The sequence below is a fragment of the Pseudomonas sp. Pseusp16 genome, assembly GCF_047324915.1.
GTDB classification, from domain to species: domain Bacteria; phylum Pseudomonadota; class Gammaproteobacteria; order Pseudomonadales; family Pseudomonadaceae; genus Aquipseudomonas; species Aquipseudomonas fluorescens_CD.
Map to the genome: position 1 here is coordinate 6299649 of NZ_CP168522.1, position 22694 is coordinate 6322342.

The 22694-nt window shown below is 59.2% G+C and carries 19 protein-coding genes; 10 read left to right on the forward strand and 9 right to left on the reverse strand.

The features are described from left to right. Nucleotides 1-74: 74 nt before the first annotated feature. From thrC to ACEN8Q_RS28670, 3 genes are all read left to right on the forward strand, one after another. Nucleotides 75-1484 (forward strand): threonine synthase, encoded by a 1410-nt coding sequence (thrC, locus tag ACEN8Q_RS28660; protein ID WP_413426076.1) that lies wholly within the window; start codon nucleotides 75-77, stop codon nucleotides 1482-1484. A gap of 119 nt (nucleotides 1485-1603) precedes the next feature. Then, nucleotides 1604-2959 carry a transporter substrate-binding domain-containing protein gene (locus tag ACEN8Q_RS28665; protein ID WP_413426078.1) on the forward strand — a complete coding sequence of 452 codons (1356 nt, stop codon included), beginning with the start codon at nucleotides 1604-1606 and terminating at the stop codon, nucleotides 2957-2959. 161 nt (nucleotides 2960-3120) lie between these two features. Continuing rightward, complete coding sequence (locus tag ACEN8Q_RS28670) at nucleotides 3121-3408, forward strand: DUF3509 domain-containing protein (protein ID WP_413426080.1); 288 nt, start codon at nucleotides 3121-3123, stop codon at nucleotides 3406-3408. Between the two features lie 170 nt (nucleotides 3409-3578). Here ACEN8Q_RS28670 and ACEN8Q_RS28675 read toward each other — a convergent pair whose 3' ends face one another. Then, nucleotides 3579-4544 (reverse strand): TIGR02285 family protein, encoded by a 966-nt coding sequence (locus tag ACEN8Q_RS28675; RefSeq protein WP_413426082.1) that lies wholly within the window; start codon nucleotides 4542-4544, stop codon nucleotides 3579-3581. Continuing rightward, nucleotides 4498-5697 carry a CaiB/BaiF CoA transferase family protein gene (locus ACEN8Q_RS28680; protein WP_413704065.1) on the reverse strand — a complete coding sequence of 400 codons (1200 nt, stop codon included), beginning with the start codon at nucleotides 5695-5697 and terminating at the stop codon, nucleotides 4498-4500. Before ACEN8Q_RS28680 ends, ACEN8Q_RS28675 begins: the two co-directional genes overlap by 47 nt. 147 nt (nucleotides 5698-5844) lie before the next feature. Here ACEN8Q_RS28680 and ACEN8Q_RS28685 point away from each other — a divergent pair, with 147 nt between their 5' ends. From ACEN8Q_RS28685 to ACEN8Q_RS28695, 3 genes are all read left to right on the forward strand, one after another. Continuing rightward, nucleotides 5845-6387 carry a YaeQ family protein gene (locus tag ACEN8Q_RS28685; protein WP_413426086.1) on the forward strand — a complete coding sequence of 181 codons (543 nt, stop codon included), beginning with the start codon at nucleotides 5845-5847 and terminating at the stop codon, nucleotides 6385-6387. A gap of 66 nt (nucleotides 6388-6453) precedes the next feature. Next, nucleotides 6454-8163, forward strand: coding sequence for a single-stranded-DNA-specific exonuclease RecJ (gene recJ, locus ACEN8Q_RS28690; RefSeq protein ID WP_413426088.1), 1710 nt, complete (start codon nucleotides 6454-6456; stop codon nucleotides 8161-8163). Between the two features lie 281 nt (nucleotides 8164-8444). Then, entirely contained in the window at nucleotides 8445-9551 is a 1107-nt protein-coding gene (locus tag ACEN8Q_RS28695; RefSeq protein WP_413426090.1) for an NADH:flavin oxidoreductase/NADH oxidase, read from the forward strand. Between the two features lie 67 nt (nucleotides 9552-9618). Here the strand turns inward: ACEN8Q_RS28695 and glpD are convergent, their stop codons facing one another. The 4 genes from glpD to ACEN8Q_RS28715 all read right to left on the reverse strand — a co-directional run bounded on the left by glpD (nucleotide 9619) and on the right by ACEN8Q_RS28715 (nucleotide 14859). Beyond that, complete coding sequence (gene glpD, locus ACEN8Q_RS28700; protein WP_413426092.1) at nucleotides 9619-11157, reverse strand: glycerol-3-phosphate dehydrogenase; 1539 nt, start codon at nucleotides 11155-11157, stop codon at nucleotides 9619-9621. Nucleotides 11158-11395: 238 nt separating this feature from the next. Then, on the reverse strand, nucleotides 11396-12151 hold the full coding sequence (locus ACEN8Q_RS28705; protein ID WP_007971301.1) for a DeoR/GlpR family transcriptional regulator: 756 nt from the start codon (nucleotides 12149-12151) through the stop codon (nucleotides 11396-11398). Nucleotides 12152-12427: 276 nt separating this feature from the next. Beyond that, on the reverse strand, nucleotides 12428-13933 hold the full coding sequence (gene glpK, locus ACEN8Q_RS28710) for a glycerol kinase GlpK (protein WP_413426094.1): 1506 nt from the start codon (nucleotides 13931-13933) through the stop codon (nucleotides 12428-12430). Between the two features lie 74 nt (nucleotides 13934-14007). Then, nucleotides 14008-14859, reverse strand: a complete 852-nt coding sequence (locus ACEN8Q_RS28715; RefSeq protein WP_413426096.1) for an MIP/aquaporin family protein — start codon at nucleotides 14857-14859, stop codon at nucleotides 14008-14010. Between the two features lie 349 nt (nucleotides 14860-15208). Here ACEN8Q_RS28715 and ybaK point away from each other — a divergent pair, with 349 nt between their 5' ends. Beyond that, entirely contained in the window at nucleotides 15209-15679 is a 471-nt protein-coding gene (gene ybaK / locus ACEN8Q_RS28720; RefSeq protein ID WP_007971306.1) for a Cys-tRNA(Pro) deacylase, read from the forward strand. A gap of 106 nt (nucleotides 15680-15785) precedes the next feature. Then, nucleotides 15786-16568 carry a PhzF family phenazine biosynthesis protein gene (locus ACEN8Q_RS28725; protein ID WP_413704066.1) on the forward strand — a complete coding sequence of 261 codons (783 nt, stop codon included), beginning with the start codon at nucleotides 15786-15788 and terminating at the stop codon, nucleotides 16566-16568. A 116-nt stretch (nucleotides 16569-16684) separates the two neighbouring features. On the opposite strand, the gene ACEN8Q_RS28730 is transcribed toward ACEN8Q_RS28725, so the two are convergent. Then, entirely contained in the window at nucleotides 16685-17794 is a 1110-nt protein-coding gene (locus ACEN8Q_RS28730) for an ABC transporter ATP-binding protein (RefSeq protein ID WP_413704067.1), read from the reverse strand. Continuing rightward, nucleotides 17791-18711, reverse strand: coding sequence for an ornithine carbamoyltransferase (gene argF, locus ACEN8Q_RS28735; RefSeq protein ID WP_413426102.1), 921 nt, complete (start codon nucleotides 18709-18711; stop codon nucleotides 17791-17793). The genes ACEN8Q_RS28730 and argF overlap by 4 nt, the downstream gene beginning before the upstream one ends. A 606-nt stretch (nucleotides 18712-19317) precedes the next feature. On the opposite strand from argF, the gene ACEN8Q_RS28740 reads away from it, so the two are divergent. Both ACEN8Q_RS28740 and grxD read left to right on the forward strand, forming a co-directional pair. After that, nucleotides 19318-21426, forward strand: coding sequence for a molybdopterin oxidoreductase family protein (locus ACEN8Q_RS28740; protein WP_413704068.1), 2109 nt, complete (start codon nucleotides 19318-19320; stop codon nucleotides 21424-21426). 97 nt (nucleotides 21427-21523) lie between these two features. Beyond that, complete coding sequence (grxD, locus tag ACEN8Q_RS28745) at nucleotides 21524-21862, forward strand: Grx4 family monothiol glutaredoxin (RefSeq protein ID WP_413426106.1); 339 nt, start codon at nucleotides 21524-21526, stop codon at nucleotides 21860-21862. Between the two features lie 173 nt (nucleotides 21863-22035). Here grxD and bfr read toward each other — a convergent pair whose 3' ends face one another. After that, nucleotides 22036-22512: a bacterioferritin gene (bfr, locus tag ACEN8Q_RS28750; RefSeq protein ID WP_057396758.1), complete on the reverse strand. Its 477-nt coding sequence runs from the start codon at nucleotides 22510-22512 to the stop codon at nucleotides 22036-22038. Between the last annotated feature and the right edge of the window lie 182 nt (nucleotides 22513-22694).

Below are 22694 nucleotides of genomic sequence, written 5' to 3' on the forward strand. Positions count from 1 at the left end.
AAGTTGAAAGCAGTTCGGCTTTTACTTGCGGCTTGAAACTTGAAGCTTGAAGCTCAAACCGAAGGTTTGAAAACATGCGCTACATCAGTACCCGCGGCCAGGCACCGGCCCTGAATTTCGAAGACGTCCTGCTGGCAGGCCTTGCCACCGACGGCGGTCTGTACGTCCCGGAAAACCTGCCACGTTTCACCCAGGAAGAAATCGCTTCCTGGGCCGGCCTGCCGTATCACGAGCTGGCCTTCCGGGTCATGCGCCCGTTTGTCACCGGCAGCATTCCCGATGCCGATTTCAAAAAGATTCTTGAAGAAACCTACGGCGTGTTCGCCCACAACGCCGTCGCGCCGCTGCGTCAGTTGAACGGTAATGAATGGGTGCTGGAGCTGTTCCACGGCCCGACGCTGGCGTTCAAGGACTTCGCCCTGCAATTGCTCGGTCGCCTGCTTGACTACGTGCTGGAGAAGCGCGGCGAGCGCGTGGTGATTGTCGGTGCCACTTCCGGTGATACCGGTTCGGCCGCCATCGAAGGTTGCAAGCACTGCGAAAACGTCGACATCTTCATCCTGCACCCGCACAACCGTGTGTCCGAAGTGCAGCGTCGGCAGATGACCACCATTTTCGGTGAGAACATCCATAACATCGCCATCGAAGGCAACTTCGATGACTGCCAGGAAATGGTCAAGGCCAGCTTCGCCGACCAGAGCTTCCTCAAAGGCACGCGTCTGGTGGCAGTGAACTCGATCAACTGGGCGCGGATCATGGCCCAGATCGTTTACTACTTCCATGCAGCCCTGCAACTGGGTGGCCCGGCACGTTCGGTGGCGTTTTCGGTGCCGACCGGCAACTTCGGCGACATTTTCGCCGGTTACCTGGCGCGCAACATGGGCCTGCCGATCAACCAGTTGATCGTCGCTACCAACCGCAACGACATCCTGCACCGCTTCATGAGCGGCAACCAGTACGTCAAGGAAACCCTGCACGCCACGCTGTCGCCGTCCATGGACATCATGGTGTCGTCGAACTTCGAACGCCTGCTGTTCGACCTGCACGGTCGCAATGGCGCGGCAATCGCCGGGCTGATGGATTCGTTCAAGCAGGGCGGCGGTTTCAGTGTCGAGCAAGAGCGCTGGACCGAAGCCCGCAAGTTGTTCGACTCGTTGGCAGTGGATGACGCACAAACCTGCGAAACCATCGCCGAAGTCTATGAGCAGACCGGCGAAGTGCTGGACCCGCACACTGCCATCGGCGTGAAAGCCGCGCGGGAATGCCGCCGTAGCCTGGACATTCCAATGGTGATCCTGGGCACCGCCCACCCGGTCAAATTCCCGGACGCCGTGGAAAAAGCCGGTGTAGGAAAAGCTCTCGAACTGCCTGTACATCTTTCTGATTTGTTTGAACGAGACGAACGTTGCACGGTATTGCCAAATGACCTGAAGGCCGTGCAGGCCTTTGTCAGTCAGCATGGCAACCGCGGAAAGCCGCTGTAACCGGTCAACGCTGTTACATTTTGAAGCCCGTCTCCTGACGGGCTTTTTCATTTCTGCATGCACAATTGTCGAGTTATCGCCGCGAAAGGACAGGCGAGTGGATCACCAAGGACGTGGGAATGCTGTTTACAAGTGTGTTCAAGCCGGTCGCGCGCTGGCTGGTTTTATTCGGCATCCTGGGAATCGCCGAATTGGGAGGGGCGAGCCCTGCATCGAATCAGGAGCGTGGGAAGTCTGTTGCACGATCAATGGTCGCGCTGGATGACCAGGAGTTGCAATGGGTGGCCAGTCATCCACAGGTCGTGGTCACGGCGCTGGAATACCCGTTGTACCTGTTCAAGGATGAACATGGCCAATGGACGGGCTTGAACAGTGACCTGCTCAAGCGCATCAGTGACATGACGGGGTTGCAGTTCGTTTACCAAGAGTCTTTTTCCACCGATCAGATGCTGGCGCATCTGGAAAACGGCGCAGCGGATTTGAGCACGACCCTGGCGATGAATGACGAGCGCAAGGCGTTTCTCGATTTCAGCCATGCGTACGGCGGTGCTGGATGGGTTTTTGTCGGGCGGGCCGGGGCGCCGCCTGTGCAGTCGCTGGAAGAACTGGCGAAGCGGGTACTGGTGCTGCCAACCCGGCATGCACTGGAAGCGAAGATCCGTCGCGATTATCCGTCTATCGAATTGCGTTCGGTTAAAACCTACGCCGAAGCCCGCGCCTGGGTTGAAAGCGGCGAAGCCTACGCCACCATCGAAAACGAAATCGGCGCCCGGCTTTTTCCGTCGGGCCGGCTGCAGATCGGGGCTGTGATGCCAGGTAAATGGGATGCGGATTATCTGGCGGTGCGCAAAGGTCAGCCGCAGTTGCTGAGTATCCTAAACAAGGCGCTTGAGGCGTTTCCTGAACAGGAACTGCGCAGCCTTCGCCTGAAGTGGTTCGGTGGTGCTATCACGCCACAGGCACCTGGTTTCTGGCAGTGGCTTGACGAGTGGGTCTGCTGGGGCGTGTTTTTGATCAGCTTGTTCGGCCTGTTGTCCCTGCTCTGGAATCGACGGTTGGCGGAGTTGGTCAGGCAACGGGTCGAGGCCCAAAGGAACCTGCGCGATCAGCTCGCATTTCAGCATGCGCTGATGGATGCCATGCCTGACCCGATGTTTGTCCGTGATCTGCAAGGGCGTTTGATCATGTGTAACAAAAGTTATGAGGACGCCTTGTCGACGCGATTTGACCGGATGCAGGGGCGGCAGTTGATCGAAGTCGATGTCATGCCCAGACAAACCGCGGAACTGCTGCATGCCGAATTTCAAGCGCAGTTGAGAACGCGAAGGTCACGCTTCTTCGAGCGCCAACTGGTATTCAAGGACGGTGTCAGGGATATCTACCAGTGGACAGTGCCGTTTTACACGGCGGATGGCCAGCTACGAGGATTGTTGGGGGGCTGGGCCGATATCGCCCGGCGCACCCGACAGACGTGAAGATTGCGTTTTTTCTCTGTCATGTTTGCCGTGCATGCTCTCTTGACTGAGTTGCAGGTTCGCTTGCGGTCGGTATCCAGAACTTTCTTCTCGGGCCAGTGGTCATCTGTTGCAAGCATGACCCAGGCACATTGTTTTCGGACTATTGAGTGGTGATCGGGATGGAAAGTATCAGTCTGTTGCTCGGTGAAGCGCTGAGCCCGTATCAGGTCACATTGACCCCGTCAGGCATTCGAGGTGAATGCCGGGTGACCCTGAAAAATGCTATCGGCGCGACCGTGGTCGAGCGCGAGTTCAATCAGGCCCAGTTGAATGACAAACGCCTGCTGACGGATGTGGTCGACGGTTTGCATCGCGACGTGCTGATCGCTGAAGGACGCCTGGAGCCTTGTGTCATCGCGGCATTGCGAAATGCAGCGCAGGACAAGCTGCTGTCCGGCCGCAATTGAACGGATTTTTGTGGGAACCTTCCCGCGCCGAGGTCAGTCAGACCTTGTAACAGCAGGATCAAGCATTGTGCTCCGGTGCTTGTAGCTTGCTGCTACTGGTCTCCAAACAGGCCACGTTTAACCCCGGGCCGTCTCCCCACTTCCCGGGGTTTCTTTTTGCCCGGGATTTGTCATGGCTGCACCAGATTGTCGAAAAACGCCTTGGTGTCTTTCAGGTAATCGCTGCGGCTTTGCGGATCCAGCCAGGCGGCGTAGGCCTGATCAAGGCGTTCGCGGGGCAGGGTGCGCAGTACCTGGTTGATCTCGACAATGGCCTGCCGGCCCTTGGGCGTGTCAGTGCAACCGATGTAACCGGACAGGTATTTGCCTGTGCCCCGGATCGGATAGAACTGCAATTGATCCTCGGTGATGCCTTGCAGTGAGGCCTGGTAGCGAATTTCCGGACGATATCCCAGCAGCAGGCGCAAGCGTCCCAGGCGCTGCATTTGCAGCAGGCTGCCCAAGGCGTCGTTGCCGTAATGAGGGGTCAGCGAGTTGGCTGGCGCTTGCTTGAGCAGCCCGTCGAGGTATTCGCCGTAATTGCGCTCGGCAATAATCCCCAGTTTTTCGCGGCCGCTGGCGAGCAACTCTGCCAGGTCCACTTCGCCATCCTTGATAAAGGGGGCCAGCACGAACTGGTCAACGCGCCGCACGGCCAGGCCATTGCTCATGGCACGGAAGACCGGGATGGAAAAGGCGATCCACTTTTCCCGTTCCTTGCTCCAGTTCAGCGCCGCATCACAGACGAGGGTCGGTTCGTGAAGCATTTGCAGTCCACGCGCGCGATTGACCCTCATCACGCTGTGCTGGTATTGCGGCATGCCGGCAATCAACAATGGAAGCAATTGATCGATAACGCCCTGACCCCTTTTCGGCCCGTCGAAAATCGTCAACGGTGGCAGGTCGCGCTTGAGCCAGATCAGGGTGTCCCTGGATTGCGCCAGGGCTGAGGGGGTCGGTTCAAGGAGCAGGAACAAGGTCGCCAGCACGCACAGCAGCCAGCCGCCGCGCAATGGGCAGTGAATGCCCCATGCCGGCAGGCGCCTCAGCTCAGATGGCTCCGTCTTTGCGCAACTGTGCGATCTGCGTCGCGTCATAGCCAAGTTCCTGGAGTACCTGTGCGTTGTGTTCACCCAGTTGTGGCCCGACCCATTCACATTCACCGGGTGTCTCTGAGAGTTTCGGCACAATGCCCGGCATCTTGAAGTCTTTACCGTCCGGCAGCTTGGCTTGCAGGAACATTTCCCGCGCCAGGTACTGAGGGTCATTGAACATGTCTTCGGCGCTGAAGATCCTGCTGGCTGGCACGTCAGCCTGATTGAGCAGCGCCAGCACGGTGTCCAGCGGTAACGAGTTGACCCAGCGATCGATGACGCCATAAATCTCGTCGCGTCGGGCATCGCGGCCATCGTTGCTGGCAAGCAGGGGGTCGTTGGCCAGGTCTTCCCGGCCAATGATCAGCATGAAGCGTTTGAAAATCGCGTCGCCATTGGCGCCGATCTGCACGTGCTTGCCATCGGCGCTGGTGTGGATCGAGGACGGGGTGATGCCCGGCATGATATTGCCCGTGCGTTCGCGAATGAAGCCGAACACATCGAACTCCGGGACCATGCTTTCCATCATCGCGAAGATGGCTTCATACAGCGCCACGTCCACCACTTGCCCCTGGCCACCGTTGACCTCGCGATGACGCAGGGCCATCAGTGCGCCGATCACGCCCCAGAGCGCGGCAATCGAGTCGCCGATGGAAATGCCGGTACGCACGGGTGGCCGGTCTTCGAAGCCGGTAATGTAGCGCAGGCCCCCCATGGATTCACCGACCGCACCAAAGCCGGGCTGATCTTTCATCGGGCCGGTCTGGCCGAAACCCGACAGCCGCACCATGACCAGTTTCGGGTTCAGGGCGTGCAGGACATCCCAGCCCAGGCCGAGTTTTTCCAGGACGCCGGGGCGAAAGTTTTCGATCAGAATGTCTGCTTCACCCAGCAGCTGTTTCAGGATCGCCAGACCGTCGGGGTGCTTGAGATTGAGGGTCAGGGACTTTTTGTTGCGGGCCTGGACGAACCACCACAACGAAGTGCCTTCATACAATTTGCGCCATTTGCGCAATGGATCACCGCCGTCCGGGGATTCGATCTTGATCACATCGGCACCGAATTCGGCGCAAATGCGCGAAGCAAACGGGCCGGCAATCAAGGTGCCCAATTCGATGACTTTCAGACCGGAAAGCGGTTTGGCGGTGAACGGCATACGGAATCCTGTAGGGCAAGGGATGAGCGAATACAGCGTTTTAACATAGCCGACTGTCAGACGCTTCAGGTCGATCACCTTCAATTCGTGGAATACCTTGCGCATCGGTTAGACTTGCCGCCTTTCCTCGTATCAAGAAGCCCGTTCATGGCCCAGCCGTCCACGACCTACAAGTTTGAACTGAACCTCACCGACCTCGACCGCAGCGTCTATGAGAACGTGAAGCAGACCATTGCCCGTCACCCTTCGGAAACCGAAGAGCGCATGACCGTACGCCTGTTGGCCTACGCCCTTTGGTACAACGAGCAGCTGTCGTTCGGCCGCGGTCTGTCGGAAGTGGATGAACCTGCCTTGTGGGAAAAAAGCCTGGATGACCGCGTCCTGCACTGGATCGAAGTCGGCCAGCCGGATGCCGAGCGCCTGACCTGGTGCTCGCGCCGCACTGAGCGTACCAGCCTGTTGGCCTACGGCAGCCTGCGCGTGTGGGAAGGCAAAGTGGTGCCGGCGGTGAAAAACCTGAAAAACGTCAACATCGCTGCCGTGCCTCAGGAAGTCCTGGAAATCCTGGCCAAAGACATGCCGCGCGTTATCAAGTGGGATGTGATGATCAGCGAAGGGACGATCTTCGTCACCGACGACCGTGGTCAGCACGAAGTCCAGTTGCAGTGGCTGGCCGGTGAGCGCGGCTGATTTTTCGCCGCTTTAGCGCGTCACCCGGTTTTATCCTACGTATTGAAGAGAAGCATCTTTCGCCCCATGCGCATCGAACCTCGCCTGCTGCCCGACACCCTGCCATTCCTCGGTGATATTCCGCCACTGCTGACCCGCCTTTACGCGGCGCGGGGCGTGCAATCCGAGGCGGAACTGGACAAGAGCCTGGCGCGGTTGATTCCGTACCAGCAGCTCAAGGGCATCGATGCCGCCGTGGATCTGTTGGTGACGGCGCTCGAACAACGCCAACGCATTCTGATCGTCGGCGACTTCGATGCCGACGGCGCGACGGCCAGCACCGTCGGCACGCTGGGCCTGCGTTTGCTGGGTGCGGCGCATGTCGATTATCTGGTGCCGAACCGTTTCGACTACGGCTACGGCCTGACACCGGAGATCGTCGCGGTCGCGCTTGAGCGTCAGCCTCATTTGCTGATCACTGTCGATAACGGCATCTCGAGCGTCGAAGGCGTGGCAGCGGCGCAAAAGGCCGGGCTCAAGGTGCTGGTCACCGACCACCACTTGCCCGGTGACGAGCTGCCCTTGGCCGATGCCATCGTCAATCCGAACCAGCCCGGTTGCGAGTTCCCGAGCAAGGCGCTGGCCGGTGTCGGGGTGATTTTCTACGTGCTGATGGCCCTGCGTGCGCGGTTGCGCGAGCTGGGCTGGTACACCAGCAAGCCGCAGCCGAATATCGGCGAATTGCTCGATCTGGTGGCCTTGGGCAGCGTGGCCGACGTGGTGCCGCTGGATGCCAACAACCGGATTCTGGTGCATCAGGGGCTGGAGCGGATTCGCGCCGGACGTGCCCGGCCGGGGATCAAGGCGATCCTCGAAGTGGCCAAGCGCGATCATGCGCGCATCACCTCCACCGATCTGGGTTTCATTGTCGGCCCGCGCCTGAACGCCGCAGGGCGCCTGGATGACATGAGCCTGGGCATCGAATGCCTGCTGACCGAAGACGCCGGTCTGGCCCGTGAGATGGCTGCTCAATTGGACGGCATGAACCAGGATCGCAAATCCATCGAGCAGGGCATGCAGCGCGAAGCGCTGGCGCAACTCAAGGATCTGCCGGTGGAGTCGATGCCGTTCGGCTTGTGCCTGTTCGATCCCGAGTGGCACCAGGGTGTCATCGGTATCCTCGCGTCACGAATGAAAGAGCGCTATTTCCGCCCGACCATCGCCTTTGCCGATGCCGGAGATGGACAGCTCAAGGGCTCGGGGCGTTCGGTCCAGGGCTTTCATATCCGCGACGCGTTGAGCGTGGTGGCGGCGCAGCATCCGAATCTGATCACCAAGTACGGTGGCCATGCAATGGCTGCTGGCCTGACGCTGCCGGAGGCGAATTTCCCCCTGTTCGCCGAAGCCTTTGACGTTGAAGTACGCCGGCAACTGCGCGAAGAAGACCTGACTGGCCGCCTGCTGTCGGACGGCACCCTGGCGGTGGAAGAGTTTCACCTGGAACTGGCCCGCGCCCTGCGGCATGCCGGCCCTTGGGGGCAACACTTCCCCGAGCCGTTGTTTCATGGGGTGTTCCAGTTGGTCGAGCAGCGGGTGGTGGGGGAGCGGCACCTTAAAGTCGTGCTGAAAAGTGAATGTGGTTCGGTGAAACTCGACGGCATCGCCTTCGGGATCGACCGCGACATCTGGCCGAATCCGACCATCAAGTGGGTGGAACTGGCCTACAAGCTCGACCTCAACGAGTTTCGGGGCAACGAGACGGTTCAACTGATGATTGCCCATATCGAACCGCGTTGAATCGACCCCTGTTGTAGGAGCGAGCTCGCTCGCGATGGACGTGAACGATGGCGCTGGGGACCTGATACCCCGCGGTGTCCTGTCGCTCATCGCGAGCGAGCTCGCTCCTACAAGGGGGCGACATCCCCCGATGTCGACTAGGCTCTAAGCACTGCTTGATTATCCTTGTGACGTCTTGTCGAATTTTTTGCCCGCGGGGGCGGGTGTTGTACCTTTTTCCTGTCACTCGTCGACTATTCAAACAGAACCTGGAGCCTGCCCACTGATACGAGAGGTGCCCCATGAGTCTGCTGCTTGAACCCTTTACCCTTCGCCAATTGACCCTGCCCAACCGCATCGCTGTTTCGCCGATGTGCCAGTACTCCAGTGCCGATGGCCTGGCCAATGACTGGCACCTGGTCCACCTCGGCAGTCGCGCTATCGGCGGGGCCGGGCTGGTGTTTACCGAAGCCACGGCGGTCACTGCCGACGGGCGTATCACGGCTCAGGACCTCGGTCTGTGGAATGACGAGCAGATCGAGCCCCTGCAGCGCATCACCCGCTTCATCAACGCCCAAGGGGCCGTTGCCGGCATTCAGTTGGCCCATGCCGGGCGCAAGGCCAGCACCTATCGGCCGTGGCTCGGAAAGCATGGCAGCGTCAAACCCGCCGAGGGCGGCTGGGTGCCGGTCGGCCCTTCACCGATTGCGTTCGACCCGCAGCACACCCAACCCAGACAACTCGATGACGGCGAGATCGCCAAGGTGATCCAGGCCTTTGTCGATGCGGCAAAGCGCTCGCTGACGGCCGGTTTCAAGGTGGTCGAAGTGCATGCCGCCCATGGTTACCTGCTGCATCAGTTCCTGTCGCCGTTGAGCAATCAGCGTCGCGATCAATATGGCGGTTCGTTCGAAAATCGCATTCGGCTGGTGCTGCAGGTCACCGAAGCGGTGCGTGCAGTGTGGCCTGAAGAATTGCCGGTGTTTGTCCGGGTCTCCGCCACCGATTGGGTGGAGGACGGCTGGAACCCCGATGAAACCGTGGAGCTCGCGCGTCGCCTCAAAGCCCTGGGGGTGGATCTGATCGACGTTTCATCGGGCGGGACGGCGGTGAATGCCGAGATTCCCACAGGGCCGGGATACCAGACCCGCTTCGCCGAGCGTGTGCGCAAGGAGTCGGGCATGGCCACCGGCACCGTTGGCATGATCACCGAACCAGCGCAGGCCGAGCACATCCTGCGCACCTGTCAGGCGGACATCATCTTCCTGGCCCGCGAGTTGTTGCGCGATCCGTACTGGGCACTGCATGCAGACGATGATCTGGGCGGGCACAAGGCCGTGTGGCCGGCGCAGTATCAGCGGGCGACTCACCGTGAGCAGCCGATTCATGAATCGGATTTGCGTGACTGAAATCCATCGATACGAAAAAGCCCCTGGATCGTGAGACCCAGGGGCTTTTATTCATGCCGGCGACCGATCAGGCCGCTTCGATCTTGCTGCGGTTCTGTTCGACCTGGTTCAGGTAATCCTTGAGCTTTTCCTGTTCGGCCACCGTCGTGAACAAGCCGAGCTTGCTGCGGCGCCAGAGGATGTCGTGGGCACTGGTGGCCCATTCTTCGCTGCACAGATAATCGACTTCACGGGTGTAGAGACCACCGCCGATGTGCTCGCCCATATCGCTGAGGTCCTGTACGCCTTCGAGCATGCGCCAGGTACGGCTGCCATAGGAAGTGGCCCAGCGGCGAGCGGTCTCGCTCGGCACCCAGTCGAACTTGTCGCGGATACGCGAGCTCAAGGCTTGCGGGGTGGTCATGTCTTCACCACCCGGCAGCGTAGCGCTGGCGGTCCAGCTTGGCTGGATGTGCTTGAAGTACGGTGCCAGTTGCGCCAGCGCCGACTCGGCCAGTTTGCGATAGGTAGTGAGCTTGCCGCCGAACACCGACAGCAACGGCGCTTCTTCGCCAGTGCCAGACAGCGCCAGGGTGTAATCGCGGGTCACGGCCGACGGGTTGTCGGATTCGTCGTTGCACAGTGGGCGCACCCCGGAATAACTGTGCAGGATGTCGTCGCGGCTGATTTGCTTTTTGAAATGGGCATTGACCACGTTCAACAGGTAATCGGTTTCGCCGTCGGTGATCGCTACGGCTGCCGGATCGCCGGTGTACTCACGGTCGGTGGTGCCGATCAGGGTGAACTGATTCAGGTACGGAATGGTGAACACGATGCGCTGATCTTCGTTTTGCAGGATGTGCGCGTGTTCGCCTTCGTACAGTTTCGGCACGATCAGGTGGCTGCCCTGGATCAGGCGGATGCCGTAAGGCGATTCCATCTTCAGGTCATCCCGAATGAACTTGGCGACCCATGGCCCGGCCGCATTGACCAAGGCCTTGGCGCGGATCGAAAACAGGCTGCCATCGGCGCGCTCCAGGTGCAGGTGCCACAGGCCCTTGGTACGGCGCGCGCTGACGCAGCGGGTTTGGGTGTGAACGTGGGCGCCTTTTTCCCGGGCGGCCATGGCGTTCAATACCACCAGGCGCGCGTCGTCGACCCAGCAATCGGAATATTCGAAGCCTTTGGTGATCTCGCTTTTCAGCGCGCTGTCGGGGCCGAACTTCAGGCTTTTCGAACCTTCGAGCTGCTCACGCTTGCCCAGGTTGTCATAGAGGAACAGGCCGGCGCGGATCATCCACGCCGGGCGCAAGTGCGGGCGGTGTGGGAGCACGAAACGCATTTGCTTGACGATGTGCGGGGCCTTGGCCAACAGCACTTCGCGCTCAGCCAGGGCTTCACGCACCAGGCGGAATTCGTAATGTTCGAGGTAGCGCAGGCCACCGTGGATCAGCTTGCTGCTGGCCGACGAGGTATGGCTGGCCAGGTCATCCTTTTCGCAAAGGAAGACCGAGAGACCGCGGCCGGCGGCATCCGCTGCGATCCCCACGCCATTGATCCCGCCACCGATGACGGCGATATCGTAAACCTCGGCGAGAGGGGGCGTAGGCAAGGTGGAAGTGGGCATCGGCTCAGCCTCGGAATTCTTTGATGTTTTGTATTTGAATTCGAACATTAATGTTCATTTGCGAAAATACTAGCCCATAAAGACGCGCACAGCCAGTCAGCTTCGATTGAAAATACTCATCGAAGGGCCGTTAAAGGAAAATATTCGAACATTGAGTGTGGAGGAAGAGAGTGTTGCGGGGTATTTATTGTAGGGGCCGGCTTGCTGGCTCCTACAGGTTGTTCAACCGCCTTCGGCGTTATACAACCTCCAGCCGAACCTTGTGCTGGTTCAACAGCTGCGCCAGCGCCGGGGAGGGCTGTTGATCGGTGACCAGACAATCAACCAGGCTGATCGGCCCCAGGCGAATCATGGCGTTGCGCCCGAACTTGCTGGAGTCGGCCGCGAGGATCACTTGCCGGGCATTGGCGATGATCGCCTGGGATACCCGCACTTCCTGATAATCGAAGTCCAGCAGGCTACCGTCTTCATCGATGCCGCTGATGCCGACCAGGGCGAAATCGACCTTGAACTGGTTGATGAAGTCGACACTGGCCTGACCGACTACTCCACCGTCACGCCGTACGTTGCCACCGGTCAGCAGCACGTCGAAATCGTCCTTGGCGCTGAGCATCGACGCCACATGCAGGTTGTTGGTGATGATCTTCAGGTGACTGTGGTTGAGCAGTGCCCGGGCGATGGATTCGGTGGTCGTGCCGATGTTGATGAACAACGAGGCATGGTCGGGAATCTGCGCGGCGATGGCTTCGCCGATACGCTGTTTTTCATCGCGCATCTGGTCGGCACGCATGGCGTAGGCAGTGTTTTCGACACTTGAGTCGTAAGCCGCGCCGCCGTGATAGCGACGCAACAAATTGGCTTCCGCGAGCTGATTGATATCGCGGCGGATGGTCTGCGGGGTAACGACGAACAGCGTGGCCATTTCCTCGATGCTGACATAGCCGCGTTCGCGAACCAGTTCGAGGATTTGTTGCTGACGGGGAGGCAGATTCATGGGGCGTCCTTTGGGCTGCCGTGCAAAATTTGCCCATGATGACGCAGGAATCTGCTCCCGACCAGTTTCCAAACAACGTGAAAACTACTTTCGTGCTGGGCGCCTTCGGCGTTACGCAAGAAATCCTGCGTTAAAAACAGGCTCGGACTGCTCATTTACAACCTCGTAAAGTCGGGTGCGACCCCAGCCGGTCCTCGCCTGTTTTTGCCTTGTCTTTTCTTCGCTCGCTACGTTTTCACGCTGTTTGGACATACAGATACGAGCTCGTATTCCGGTTTATTCAGCCTCGTCTTCAGCTGCCCAGTCGCGGGTGCGGCTGACGGCTTTTTTCCAGCCGGCGTAGAGCTTTTCCTTCGCCGTTTCGTCCAGTGTCGGTTCGAAGCGGCGTTCGATCACTGCCTTGCCGCGCAGCTCTTCCAGGCTGCCCCAGAAGCCACAGGCCAGGCCTGCCAGGTAAGCGGCACCGAGTGCCGTGGTTTCACGCATTTGCGGGCGCTCGACCTGAGTGCCGAGGATGTCGGCCTGGAACTGCATGAGGAAGTTGTTGGCCACTGCACCGCCATCCACGCGCAGGGCTTTGAGACGTTCGCCGGAGTCCTGCTGCATGGCGTCGAGCACGTCGCGGGTCTGGTAGGCAATCGATTCCAGGGCTGCGCGAATGATGTGGTCCACACGTACGCCGCGGGTCAAGCCGAACAATGCGCCGCGGGCGTACGGGTCCCAGTACGGTGCGCCAAGTCCGGTGAAAGCCGGCACCAGATACACGCCGTTGCTGTCCTTGACCTTGTTGGCAAAGTATTCGGTGTCGTGGGCGTCGTTGATGATCTTCAGCTCGTCACGCAGCCATTGCACGGTGGAGCCACCGTTGAATACCGCGCCTTCCAGCGCGTAGGCCACTTCGCCACGCGGGCCGCACGCGATGGTGGTCAGCATGCCGTGTCGGGATTTCACGGCTTTGTCGCCGGTGTTCATCAGCAGGAAGCAGCCAGTGCCATAGGTGTTTTTCGCCTGGCCTGGCTCGACGCACATCTGGCCGAACAGGGCCGCTTGCTGGTCGCCGGCAATGCCACCGATGGCGATGCCGCTTTTGGTGTGGCCGTAGATTTCGGACGACGATTTGACCTGCGGGAGCATCTCACGCGGGATATCGAGGACTTCCAGCATCTTCGCGTCCCACTCCAGGGTGTGGATGTTGAAGAGCATGGTGCGCGAGGCGTTGGTGTAGTCGGTGACATGCACCTTGCCGCCGGTAAACTTCCAGATCAGCCAACTGTCGACGGTGCCGAACAACAGCTCACCGTTGCGCGCGCGCTCACGGCTGCCTTCGACGTTGTCGAGAATCCACTTGAGCTTGGTGCCGGAGAAATACGGGTCCGTGACCAGGCCGGTGGTTTCACTGATGTATTGCTCGTGACCGTCGCGTTTGAGCTGCTGGCAGATCTCGGTGCTGCGTCGGCACTGCCAGACGATTGCGTTGTAGATCGGGCGGCCGGTGTTCTTGTCCCACACCACGGTGGTTTCGCGCTGGTTGGTGATGCCGATGGCTGCGACCTGATCGTGGTGCAGGCCGGCTTGTGCCAGGGCCTCGACCATCACGGCGCTTTGAGTGGCGAAGATCTCCATCGGGTCATGCTCGACCCAACCGGCTTGCGGGTAATGCTGTGCGAACTCCCGTTGGGCGGTGCAGACCACGTTCGCGTCGCGGTCGAAAATGATCGCGCGGGAGCTGGTCGTACCCTGATCGAGGGCAATGATGTAGTTCTTATTCTGTGTGTCGGTCATGTCGATTGCCTTGGGCGAAAAAAGGGAGTGAGGTCTGGCGCGTGATCAAAGGGCAGGGGCACGCGCCAACGGTATCAAGACGTTCTCGGTTTGCCGTCGATGGCAGGTACTGCTTCCTTTGTAGCAGGTGTGGCGTTTGGCAGATGACGGGCGATCAACCCGCGATAGGCCGCAGCGCCGAGGCAGGCACCGACAATCGGTGCGAAAACCGGAATCAGGAAATACGGAATGTCGCGTCCGCCAGTGAAGGAAATTTCACCCCAGCCGGCGAAGAAAGTCATCAGTTTAGGGCCGAAGTCTCGTGCGGGGTTCATGGCAAAACCGGTCAGCGGTCCCATCGAGCTGCCGATCACCGCAATCAGCAGGCCGATCAGCAGCGGTGCCAACGGGCCTTTGGGCAGGCCATTGTTGTCGTCGGTCAGGGACATGATCACGCCCATCAGGATGGCCGTAATGATCACCTCGACCAGAAATGCCTGGGCGGTGGTCAGCATAGGGTTCGGGAAAGTGGAGAACACGGAGGCCAGTTCAAGGCTGGCTTGAGTGCCGCGAACCATGTGCTGCGTTTGTTCGAATTCGAAGAACAGATTGCTGTAGAGCGTGTAAACCAACAGTGCTCCACAGAAGGCCCCCGCCACTTGGGCGAGTACGTAGAAAGGTAATTTGCGCTTTTCGAAGTCCGCGAAAATGCTCAGGGCAATGCTCACGGCAGGGTTCAGGTGAGCCCCGGAAACCCCGGCGGTGAGGTAGATCGCCATGCTGACGCCGACGCCCCAGATAATGCTGATTTCCCACAAGCCAAAACTGGCACCCGCGACTTTGAGCGCGGCAACACAACCTGTACCAAAGAAGATCAGCAGCGCTGTACCCAGAAACTCGGCCATGCATTGGCTCGAGAGCGACGGTTGTTGTAAAGCAGTTGTCATTGAAACCTCAATTTTTTTTGTTGTCTGGCGCTATTTTCCATCATGGTCGGAGCGCGGTTTTCGCCGAGGCAGGATCCCCATCCTGGTCGCGGTTTACTGCCGGGTACTGCGGTAGGACATTTCGTACAGTTTCAGAAACGAAAAAATATAGACAAGAAACGCTACTGTCAAAGGTCGAAAGTGAACCATCGGTCATAAATAAACTATTCGTCGCATGAATGAACAAGTCGTTGGGTAATGGGATGGCCAGGCGATGGCGTTATGGATGCGCTGCCGTAGAGCCTTTTAACGATCAATGTCCTAGAATCCGGCGCAGTATTTTTCTTCTGCCGCCATGTCTGGAGCTGCCATGACCCCCGCATTGGATTTGTTGAAAAAGGTTCGGGCCGAACATCGCGTACACAGTTACGAACATGACCCGAAGGCTGCCTCCTACGGGCTGGAAGCAGCGGAAAAACTCGGGCTCGATCCGGCGCAGGTGTTCAAGACCTTGCTGGCGGCCAGCGAAAAGGGCGAGTTGCTGGTGGCCGTGGTGCCGGTTGTCGGCAGTCTGGACTTGAAAGGGCTGGCCCACGCCGCCGGCGTGAAAAAGGTCGAAATGGCTGATCCGGCGGCAGCGCAGCGCTCCACTGGCTATCTGTTGGGCGGGATCAGCCCGCTGGGGCAGAAAAAGCGTTTGCGTACGTTCATTGATAATTCAGCCCAGCCCTTTGCCAGCATTTTTGTCAGTGCGGGTCGACGTGGACTGGAAGTCGAATTGGCACCGGCCGTGCTGGCCGAACACACCCAGGCGAAGTTTGCCGATATCGGCCGTGCGTGAGCGTTGACGTGCGCGCACCGCTGTATGGTGAAAATCGGCCGGCTCTGTCACTGGTGCCGGGTCGGTCGGCGCTGCATGCTCAGCGGTCTGACAAAGGGAGAAGGTTATGCAGCTAGAGTTCCATCAGGTCGACGCGTTCAGCCATCAGCCATTCAGCGGCAACCCGGCGATGGTCTATCGGCTCGATACCTGGCTTGCCGATGAATTGATGCAAAAGATTGCCGCCGAACACAACCTCGCCGAAACGGCGTTTGTCGTGCGCGAAGGGCAAGGCTGGCATATCCGCTGGTTTACACCGACCACCGAGGTGCCATTGTGCGGTCATGCGACGCTGGCTAGCGCCCATGTATTGTTTGAGATCTACAAGGAACCCGTCGAACGGCTGGACTTTATCTGCAAATCCGGCCCGTTGAGCGTAACGCGTGAAGGTGGGCGCCTGTGGCTGGATTTCCCGTCGATCATCCCCTCGGGAATCGGTGTGACCCTGGATGTCGAGCGTGCGCTCGGCGTTGAAGCTGTCGAAGTGCTGGGCTCGAATGAGTTGTTTGTGGTGCTTGAGTCCGAGCAAGCGGTACTCGACTGCACGCCGGACATGGTGGCCCTGGCGAAATTGCCATGGCTGGGTGCCATCGTGACGGCACGAGGCAACCAACACGATTTCGTGTCCCGTTATTTCGCACCGGCGATCGGCATCAACGAAGATCCGGTAACCGGATCGACCCATTGCAGCCTGATTCCGTACTGGTCGAAGCGTTTGGGCAAGTCGAGCCTGACGGCCTGTCAGTGTTCGACGCGAGGAGGGGAGTTGTTCTGCCGGCTGGAAGGTGACCGGGTGAAGATCGGCGGGAATGCGACCCTGGTTGCCAGCGGTACGCTGATGCTGGGATAACGCAAACCCGTTGTGGGAGCGGGCTTGCTCGCGAAGGCGGATAGTCAGTTAACATCATCATTGACTGACACTCCGCCTTCGCGAGCAAGCCCGCTCCCACATTTAATCCATGTTTGTCAGTTGGCCGTGCTGTAGCGCCGGACACCTGATTCAACAGCAGGAATCTGAGCCGCCGTGCTGCCTGACGCCTGGAACAGCACCAGGTGTTCAGCCGCGACACGAATACCCACATCCGCCCCGACCTGACGATCGACATGGCTCGGGAAGATCGACTCCAGCTGTGCGCCTGTCGGCAGCTGCAAGCGATACAGGGTCGATGCACCCAGAAAGGTCTTGCCGGCGATTCGTGCCTTCAGTGGGCTGTCCGGTGCATAGACGATATCGTCCGGGCGCAGCAGCACGTCCACAGCGCCGCCTACCGGCCAGCTATAGGCCCGGTTGCCGCGCAGCTCACCCAGCTCGGTTTGCACCGATTCTGGGCTGCTCAACTGACCGCGAATGAAATAGCCCTGGCCGATGAAGCTGGCCACAAAGGGCGTCAGTGGTTCGTGGTAGAGGTTGTAGGGCGTATCCCACTGTTCCAGTCGACCTTCCTTGAACACGCCAACGTGGTCGCTGACCGCGAAGGCTTCTTCCTGGTCGTGTGTCACCAGAATTGCACTGGTGCCACGGGCCTTGAGGATGTCGCGTACTTCGTGGCTGAGCTTGCGGCGCAATTCGCCATCGAGGTTGGAGAACGGCTCGTCGAGCAACAGCAGTTGCGGTTCCGGTGCCAGTGCGCGGGCCAGGGCGACACGTTGCTGCTGCCCGCCGGAAAGTTCGTGGGGGAAGCGCTTGCCGAGGTTCTTCAGGTTGACCAGTTCCAGCAGCTCTTCGGTAACACGATCCTTTTGCGGGTGCTTGCGAATGCCGAAGGCGATGTTGTCGGCCACGCTCAAGTGCGGAAACAGCGCGTAGTCCTGGAACACCATGCCGATGCGACGTTTCTCCGGGGCGAGGGTGAAACCGGCGCTGGAGATGGTCTCGCCAGCCAGCTGGATTTCGCCTTCGTGTACCGGTTCGAAACCGGCAATCGCCCGCAGTGTGGTGGTTTTGCCACAGCCGGAAGAGCCCAGCAGGCAACCGATGTCGCCGGCGTTCAAATGCAGGTTGAGGTTCTGCACCACTCGCTGGTCCTGGTAGCCGCAGGCGAGGTTGCGCAGGTTAAGCAGTAATGGCTGGCTCATGCGTGGTGGTACGAAGGCGGAACGAGGAATTCGAGCAAGGCTTTTTGCGCGTGCAGACGGTTTTCGGCTTGATCCCAGGCCACCGAGCGCGGGTCGTCGAGCAGGTCGACGCTGATTTCCTCGCCACGGTGCGCCGGCAGGCAATGCATGAACAGCACGTCGGCAGCGGCCAGGTCGAGCAGGGCGCGGTTGACCTGGAACGGTGCGAACAGCTTCAGGCGCTTGGCGGTTTCCTCTTCCTGGCCCATGGAGGTCCAGACGTCGGTGCTCACCAGGTGTGCACCACGCACGGCATCTTTCGGGTCGCGAACGATGGTGACCCGGTCGCCGGCCTTGGCCACGAATTCAGGGTTGGGTTCGTAGCCTTCCGGACAGGCAACGCGCAACTGGAAGTCGAACTGGATCGCCGCTTCTATATAACTGTTGCACATGTTGTTGCCGTCGCCGATCCAGGCAACGGTCTTGCCCTGGATAGAGCCGCGGTGTTCGAGGTAAGTCTGCATGTCCGCCAGCAACTGGCACGGATGCAGGTCATCGGACAGGCCGTTGATCACCGGTACGCGGGAGTTGGCGGCGAATTCGGTCAGGTTGCTGTGGGCAAAGGTACGGATCATCACCGCGTCGAGCATGCTCGACATGACGATGGCGCAGTCGCCGATCGGCTCGCCACGACCCAGCTGGGTGTCACGTGGCGACAGGAAGATCGCCTGGCCGCCGAGCTGGATCATGCCGGCCTCGAAGGAGATCCGGGTACGGGTCGAGGATTTCTCGAAAATCATCCCCAGGACGCGGTTTTTCAGAGGCTCGAACAGTACGCCGCGGTTACGCAGGTCCTTGAGCTCAACGCCTCGACGGATCACGCTGACCAGCTCTTCGGGCGTGCAATCCATCAGGGAGAGAAAGTGCCTTGCGCTCATCATTGACTACCTTTTTGCTACAAACCGCAGATGCTCAAAGCCTTGTTTGACGGAACAACGGGCGAGACCTGCGGCGTAAGCCGCACGGGGCGACGAAATAGGGGAAGGCGCGATCTTATAATTAAATGTCGCGTCTTACCAATAGGGCTACAGTTTTTAGGGAGTTTCAGAGGTGCTACGGGTTCACCGAGGCAGCGCTTTTGAAGCCTGTTTCCTGATAGCAGCGGCTCATTTGTACACCGGCCTCTCGGGGCTTGGCAATCAGGCGGGGCGGCAATGGTGTGCTGGCAGTCGGTTTCTGACCTGTCATTCCTGGTCTTGGGTGGCGTGTCGCCAGCCTGAAATATTTGCTAATGCAAAGTGCAGGGTTATAAACAAATCTCGAGCGACGCAGGAAGCTTCCCGATGGAATCGAAAAAACAGCTGTTAATGGAACGACCGGGCCTCACCGCTTCGATGACGACCAAACTGAACCGGGATGGTCATCGGCTGGCCTGATAACCTTCGATTCACAAGACGAACATCGCTGGCGTGGTGGCGGGTCTGGCACCATAGTTTTGTTTCCGCGGCCATCGTTGCCCGCCCATGACAAAACAGAGACTGGCCATGACCAAGACTCTCCATCACCGTGCGTGCCATTTGTGCGAAGCCATCTGTGGCCTGACCATCGAAACCACTGAGGTCGAACGCGGTAACGTCCAGATCACCTCGATCAAGGGCGACCCCCAGGACACGTTCAGCCGTGGGCACATCTGCCCCAAGGCCGTGGCGCTGCAAGACATCCAGAATGATCCAGATCGCCTGCACCAGCCCATGCAGCGGGTGGGCAATGAGTGGCAGCCCATCGAGTGGGACGCGGCATTCAATCTGATCGCCGAACGCCTCGCCGCCATTCAGGAGCGTCACGGGCAAAACGCCGTGGCGGTCTATCAGGGCAACCCGAGCGTGCACAATTACGGGTTGATGACCCACAGCAATTACTTCCTCGGCCTGTTGAAAACCCGCAACCGGTTTTCCGCGACGTCGGTCGATCAGTTACCCCATCACCTGACCAGTCATTTGATGTACGGCCATGGTTTGTTGCTGCCAATCCCGGACATCGATCACACCGATTTCATGCTGATCCTGGGCGGCAATCCGCTGGCTTCGAACGGCAGCATCATGACCGTGCCAGATGTGGAAAAACGTTTGAAGGCGATACAGGCCCGGGGCGGCAAAGTGGTGGTGGTCGACCCGCGCCGCAGTGAAACGGCGGCCATTGCCGATCAGCACCTGTTCGTGCGTCCGGGAGGTGATGCCGCACTGTTGTTCGGGCTGCTCAACACCTTGTTCGCTGAAGGTCTGACCCGTGACAGCCATCTGCCGGTAGACGGTCTGGAGCAGGTGCGAGAGACCGTCGCGCCGTTCACCGCCGAGGCCATGAGTCCGTTGTGCGCCGTGCCCGCCGAACAGATCCGCCAATTGGCGCGGGACTTCGCCGCGGCACCGAGTGCAGTCTGCTATGGCCGCATGGGCGTCTCGACCCAGGCTTTCGGTACGCTGTGCCACTGGCTGGTGCAGTTGATCAATCTGGTCACCGGCAACCTCGATCGCGTGGGGGGGGCCTTGTGCACCGAGCCGGCGGTGGACCTGGTGGCGACGACTTCGGGCGGGCATTTCAATCTGTGGCAAAGTCGGGTTTCCGGGCGCCCGGAGTACGCCGGAGAGTTACCGGTGTCGGCGCTGGCCGAAGAGATGCTCACCGAAGGGGAAGGGCAAGTCCGGGCGTTGATTACCGTGGCAGGCAATCCGGTGCTGTCCACGCCCAATGGCCGAAAGCTCGAGCAGGCGCTGGACGGGCTGGAGTTCATGGTCAGTATCGATTTGTACATCAATGAAACCACGCGTTACGCCGACTTGATCCTGCCGTCCACATCGGCGCTGGAAAACGACCATTACGACACCACATTCAATCTGTTCGCGGTGCGCAACGTCAGCCGTTTCAACCGCGCCATCCTGGCCAAACCCGAAGGTGCATTGCACGACTGGGAGATCTTCGTCGGGCTGGCCAAGGCATTTTCCGCCAGGACCGGCAAGGAGTTGAAACCCACCATCGCTCCGGCGCAAATGATCGATCGCGGCCTGCGCATGGGGCTGTACGGCGACACTTCCGAGTACAAGCTGTCGCTGGCGACTTTGTTCGATCATCCCCATGGTGTTGATCTGGGAGCGCTCAAGCCTAACCTCGCACAGCGCCTGAAGACTGCCAATCAACGCATCCAGGCCGCGCCTGCAGTGATTTTTGCCGACCTGGCGCGCTTCGCCGCCTTGCAGGCGCCGGCCGCCGACGAGTTGTTGATGGTTGGCCGCCGGCATGTGCGCAGTAACAACTCATGGATGCATAATTATCATCGGTTGGTGAAGGGCAAGCCTCGTCACCAGTTGCTGATGCATCCGGACGACCTGGCCAGTCGCGGGCTCAGTGACGGGCAACGTGTGCGGGTCAGTTCGCGGGTGGGTGTGATTGAAGTCGAAGTGCTTGGCAGTCTGGACATGATGAAAGGCGTGGTCAGCCTGCCTCACGGCTGGGGGCATGCGCGGCCGGGCGTGCAAATGTCGATTGCCAGCAGTCAGCCGGGCTCCAGCGCCAACGACCTGACCGACGAATGCCAGATTGACGAACTCTCGGGAAATGCCGCGCTCAATGGCGTGCCGGTGACCGTGGGCGCCGCATGAATCATACTGACGGAGAGACCGAGCAGGGCGCTCGGCTTTCCGTTACAATGCGCCACCGTGCCGACCCATGAGTCGGAAAGTTCAGCCGAGGTGCTCCATGGATATCATCGAAACGATTAAAGAGCAGATTGCCAACAACACCATTCTGCTTTACATGAAAGGCTCGCCGAATGCCCCGCAGTGCGGCTTCTCCGCGAAAGCTGCACAGGCCGTGATGGCGTGTGGTGAAAAGTTTGCGTACGTGGACATCCTGCAGAACCCGGAAATCCGCGCCAACCTGCCAAAATATGCCAACTGGCCAACCTTCCCACAGCTGTGGGTTGCCGGCGAGCTGGTCGGCGGTAGCGACATCATGACCGAGATGTCGGCTGATGGTTCGTTGCAGGCGCTGATCAAAGACGCTGCTGCAAAAGCCGCTGCCAAGACTGAAGCCTGACCGACACCTCCTGTAGGAGCGAGCTTGCTCGCGATGGACTCAAGAGCACCGCGGGGAACCAGACTCCCCGCGTTATCGTTGACCACCATCGCGAGCAAGCTCGCTCCTACAGAAGCAGATATAAAAAAGCCCCGCCTCTTCAAAAGAGAGCGGGGCTTTTTATTGCGTAGAACTTACTCGTCTTCGCCCATCTGCGATTGCAGGTAGTTCTCGATCCCGATCTTCTCGATCAGGCCCAACTGGGTTTCCAGCCAGTCGATATGTTCTTCTTCGGACTCGAGGATATCTTCAAGCAGCTCACGGCTACCGAAGTCGCCAACTGTTTCGCAATGAGCGATAGCCACTTTGAGGTCCGCGTGACCGGTGCGTTCGATACGCAGGTCGCACTCGAGCATTTCCTTGGTGTGTTCGCCGATGTGCAGTTTGCCCAGGTCCTGGACGTTCGGCAGGCCTTCAAGGAACAGAATGCGCTTGATCAGCTTGTCCGCGTGCTTCATCTCGTCGATGGATTCGTGGTACTCGTGCTTGCCGAGTTTGTTCAGGCCCCAATCTTCATACATGCGCGCATGCAGGAAATATTGATTGATCGCGACCAGCTCATTGGCAAGGATCTTGTTGAGATGCTGGATGACTGTAACGTCGCCTTTCATGATGGGGTCCTGCCCTGTATTAGCTGTCAATAGAGCAGAGTTTGAGCCGCGTATTTAATAGTGTCAAACCTAAGTTATTGAAACTTAAATGAAAATTAATCGGAATAAGAATGTTTGTGTTCCGCGTCTAGAGCATAACTAGTTGATTTTGAGACATAAAAAAACCGGACTTATGTCCGGTT

What these genes read in the sequence shown, in the direction of transcription:
- thrC (WP_413426076.1), top strand. Translation starts at nt 75, where the DNA reads ATGCGCTACATCAGTACCCGCGGCCAGGCACCGGCCCTGAATTTCGAA.
- ACEN8Q_RS28665 (WP_413426078.1), top strand. Translation starts at nt 1,604, where the DNA reads ATGCTGTTTACAAGTGTGTTCAAGCCGGTCGCGCGCTGGCTGGTTTTA.
- ACEN8Q_RS28670 (WP_413426080.1), top strand. Translation starts at nt 3,121, where the DNA reads ATGGAAAGTATCAGTCTGTTGCTCGGTGAAGCGCTGAGCCCGTATCAG.
- ACEN8Q_RS28675 (WP_413426082.1), bottom strand. Translation starts at nt 4,544, where the DNA reads ATGACGCGACGCAGATCGCACAGTTGCGCAAAGACGGAGCCATCTGAG.
- ACEN8Q_RS28680 (WP_413704065.1), bottom strand. Translation starts at nt 5,697, where the DNA reads ATGCCGTTCACCGCCAAACCGCTTTCCGGTCTGAAAGTCATCGAATTG.
- ACEN8Q_RS28685 (WP_413426086.1), top strand. Translation starts at nt 5,845, where the DNA reads ATGGCCCAGCCGTCCACGACCTACAAGTTTGAACTGAACCTCACCGAC.
- recJ (WP_413426088.1), top strand. Translation starts at nt 6,454, where the DNA reads ATGCGCATCGAACCTCGCCTGCTGCCCGACACCCTGCCATTCCTCGGT.
- ACEN8Q_RS28695 (WP_413426090.1), top strand. Translation starts at nt 8,445, where the DNA reads ATGAGTCTGCTGCTTGAACCCTTTACCCTTCGCCAATTGACCCTGCCC.
- glpD (WP_413426092.1), bottom strand. Translation starts at nt 11,157, where the DNA reads ATGCCCACTTCCACCTTGCCTACGCCCCCTCTCGCCGAGGTTTACGAT.
- ACEN8Q_RS28705 (WP_007971301.1), bottom strand. Translation starts at nt 12,151, where the DNA reads ATGAATCTGCCTCCCCGTCAGCAACAAATCCTCGAACTGGTTCGCGAA.
- glpK (WP_413426094.1), bottom strand. Translation starts at nt 13,933, where the DNA reads ATGACCGACACACAGAATAAGAACTACATCATTGCCCTCGATCAGGGT.
- ACEN8Q_RS28715 (WP_413426096.1), bottom strand. Translation starts at nt 14,859, where the DNA reads ATGACAACTGCTTTACAACAACCGTCGCTCTCGAGCCAATGCATGGCC.
- ybaK (WP_007971306.1), top strand. Translation starts at nt 15,209, where the DNA reads ATGACCCCCGCATTGGATTTGTTGAAAAAGGTTCGGGCCGAACATCGC.
- ACEN8Q_RS28725 (WP_413704066.1), top strand. Translation starts at nt 15,786, where the DNA reads ATGCAGCTAGAGTTCCATCAGGTCGACGCGTTCAGCCATCAGCCATTC.
- ACEN8Q_RS28730 (WP_413704067.1), bottom strand. Translation starts at nt 17,794, where the DNA reads ATGAGCCAGCCATTACTGCTTAACCTGCGCAACCTCGCCTGCGGCTAC.
- argF (WP_413426102.1), bottom strand. Translation starts at nt 18,711, where the DNA reads ATGAGCGCAAGGCACTTTCTCTCCCTGATGGATTGCACGCCCGAAGAG.
- ACEN8Q_RS28740 (WP_413704068.1), top strand. Translation starts at nt 19,318, where the DNA reads ATGACCAAGACTCTCCATCACCGTGCGTGCCATTTGTGCGAAGCCATC.
- grxD (WP_413426106.1), top strand. Translation starts at nt 21,524, where the DNA reads ATGGATATCATCGAAACGATTAAAGAGCAGATTGCCAACAACACCATT.
- bfr (WP_057396758.1), bottom strand. Translation starts at nt 22,512, where the DNA reads ATGAAAGGCGACGTTACAGTCATCCAGCATCTCAACAAGATCCTTGCC.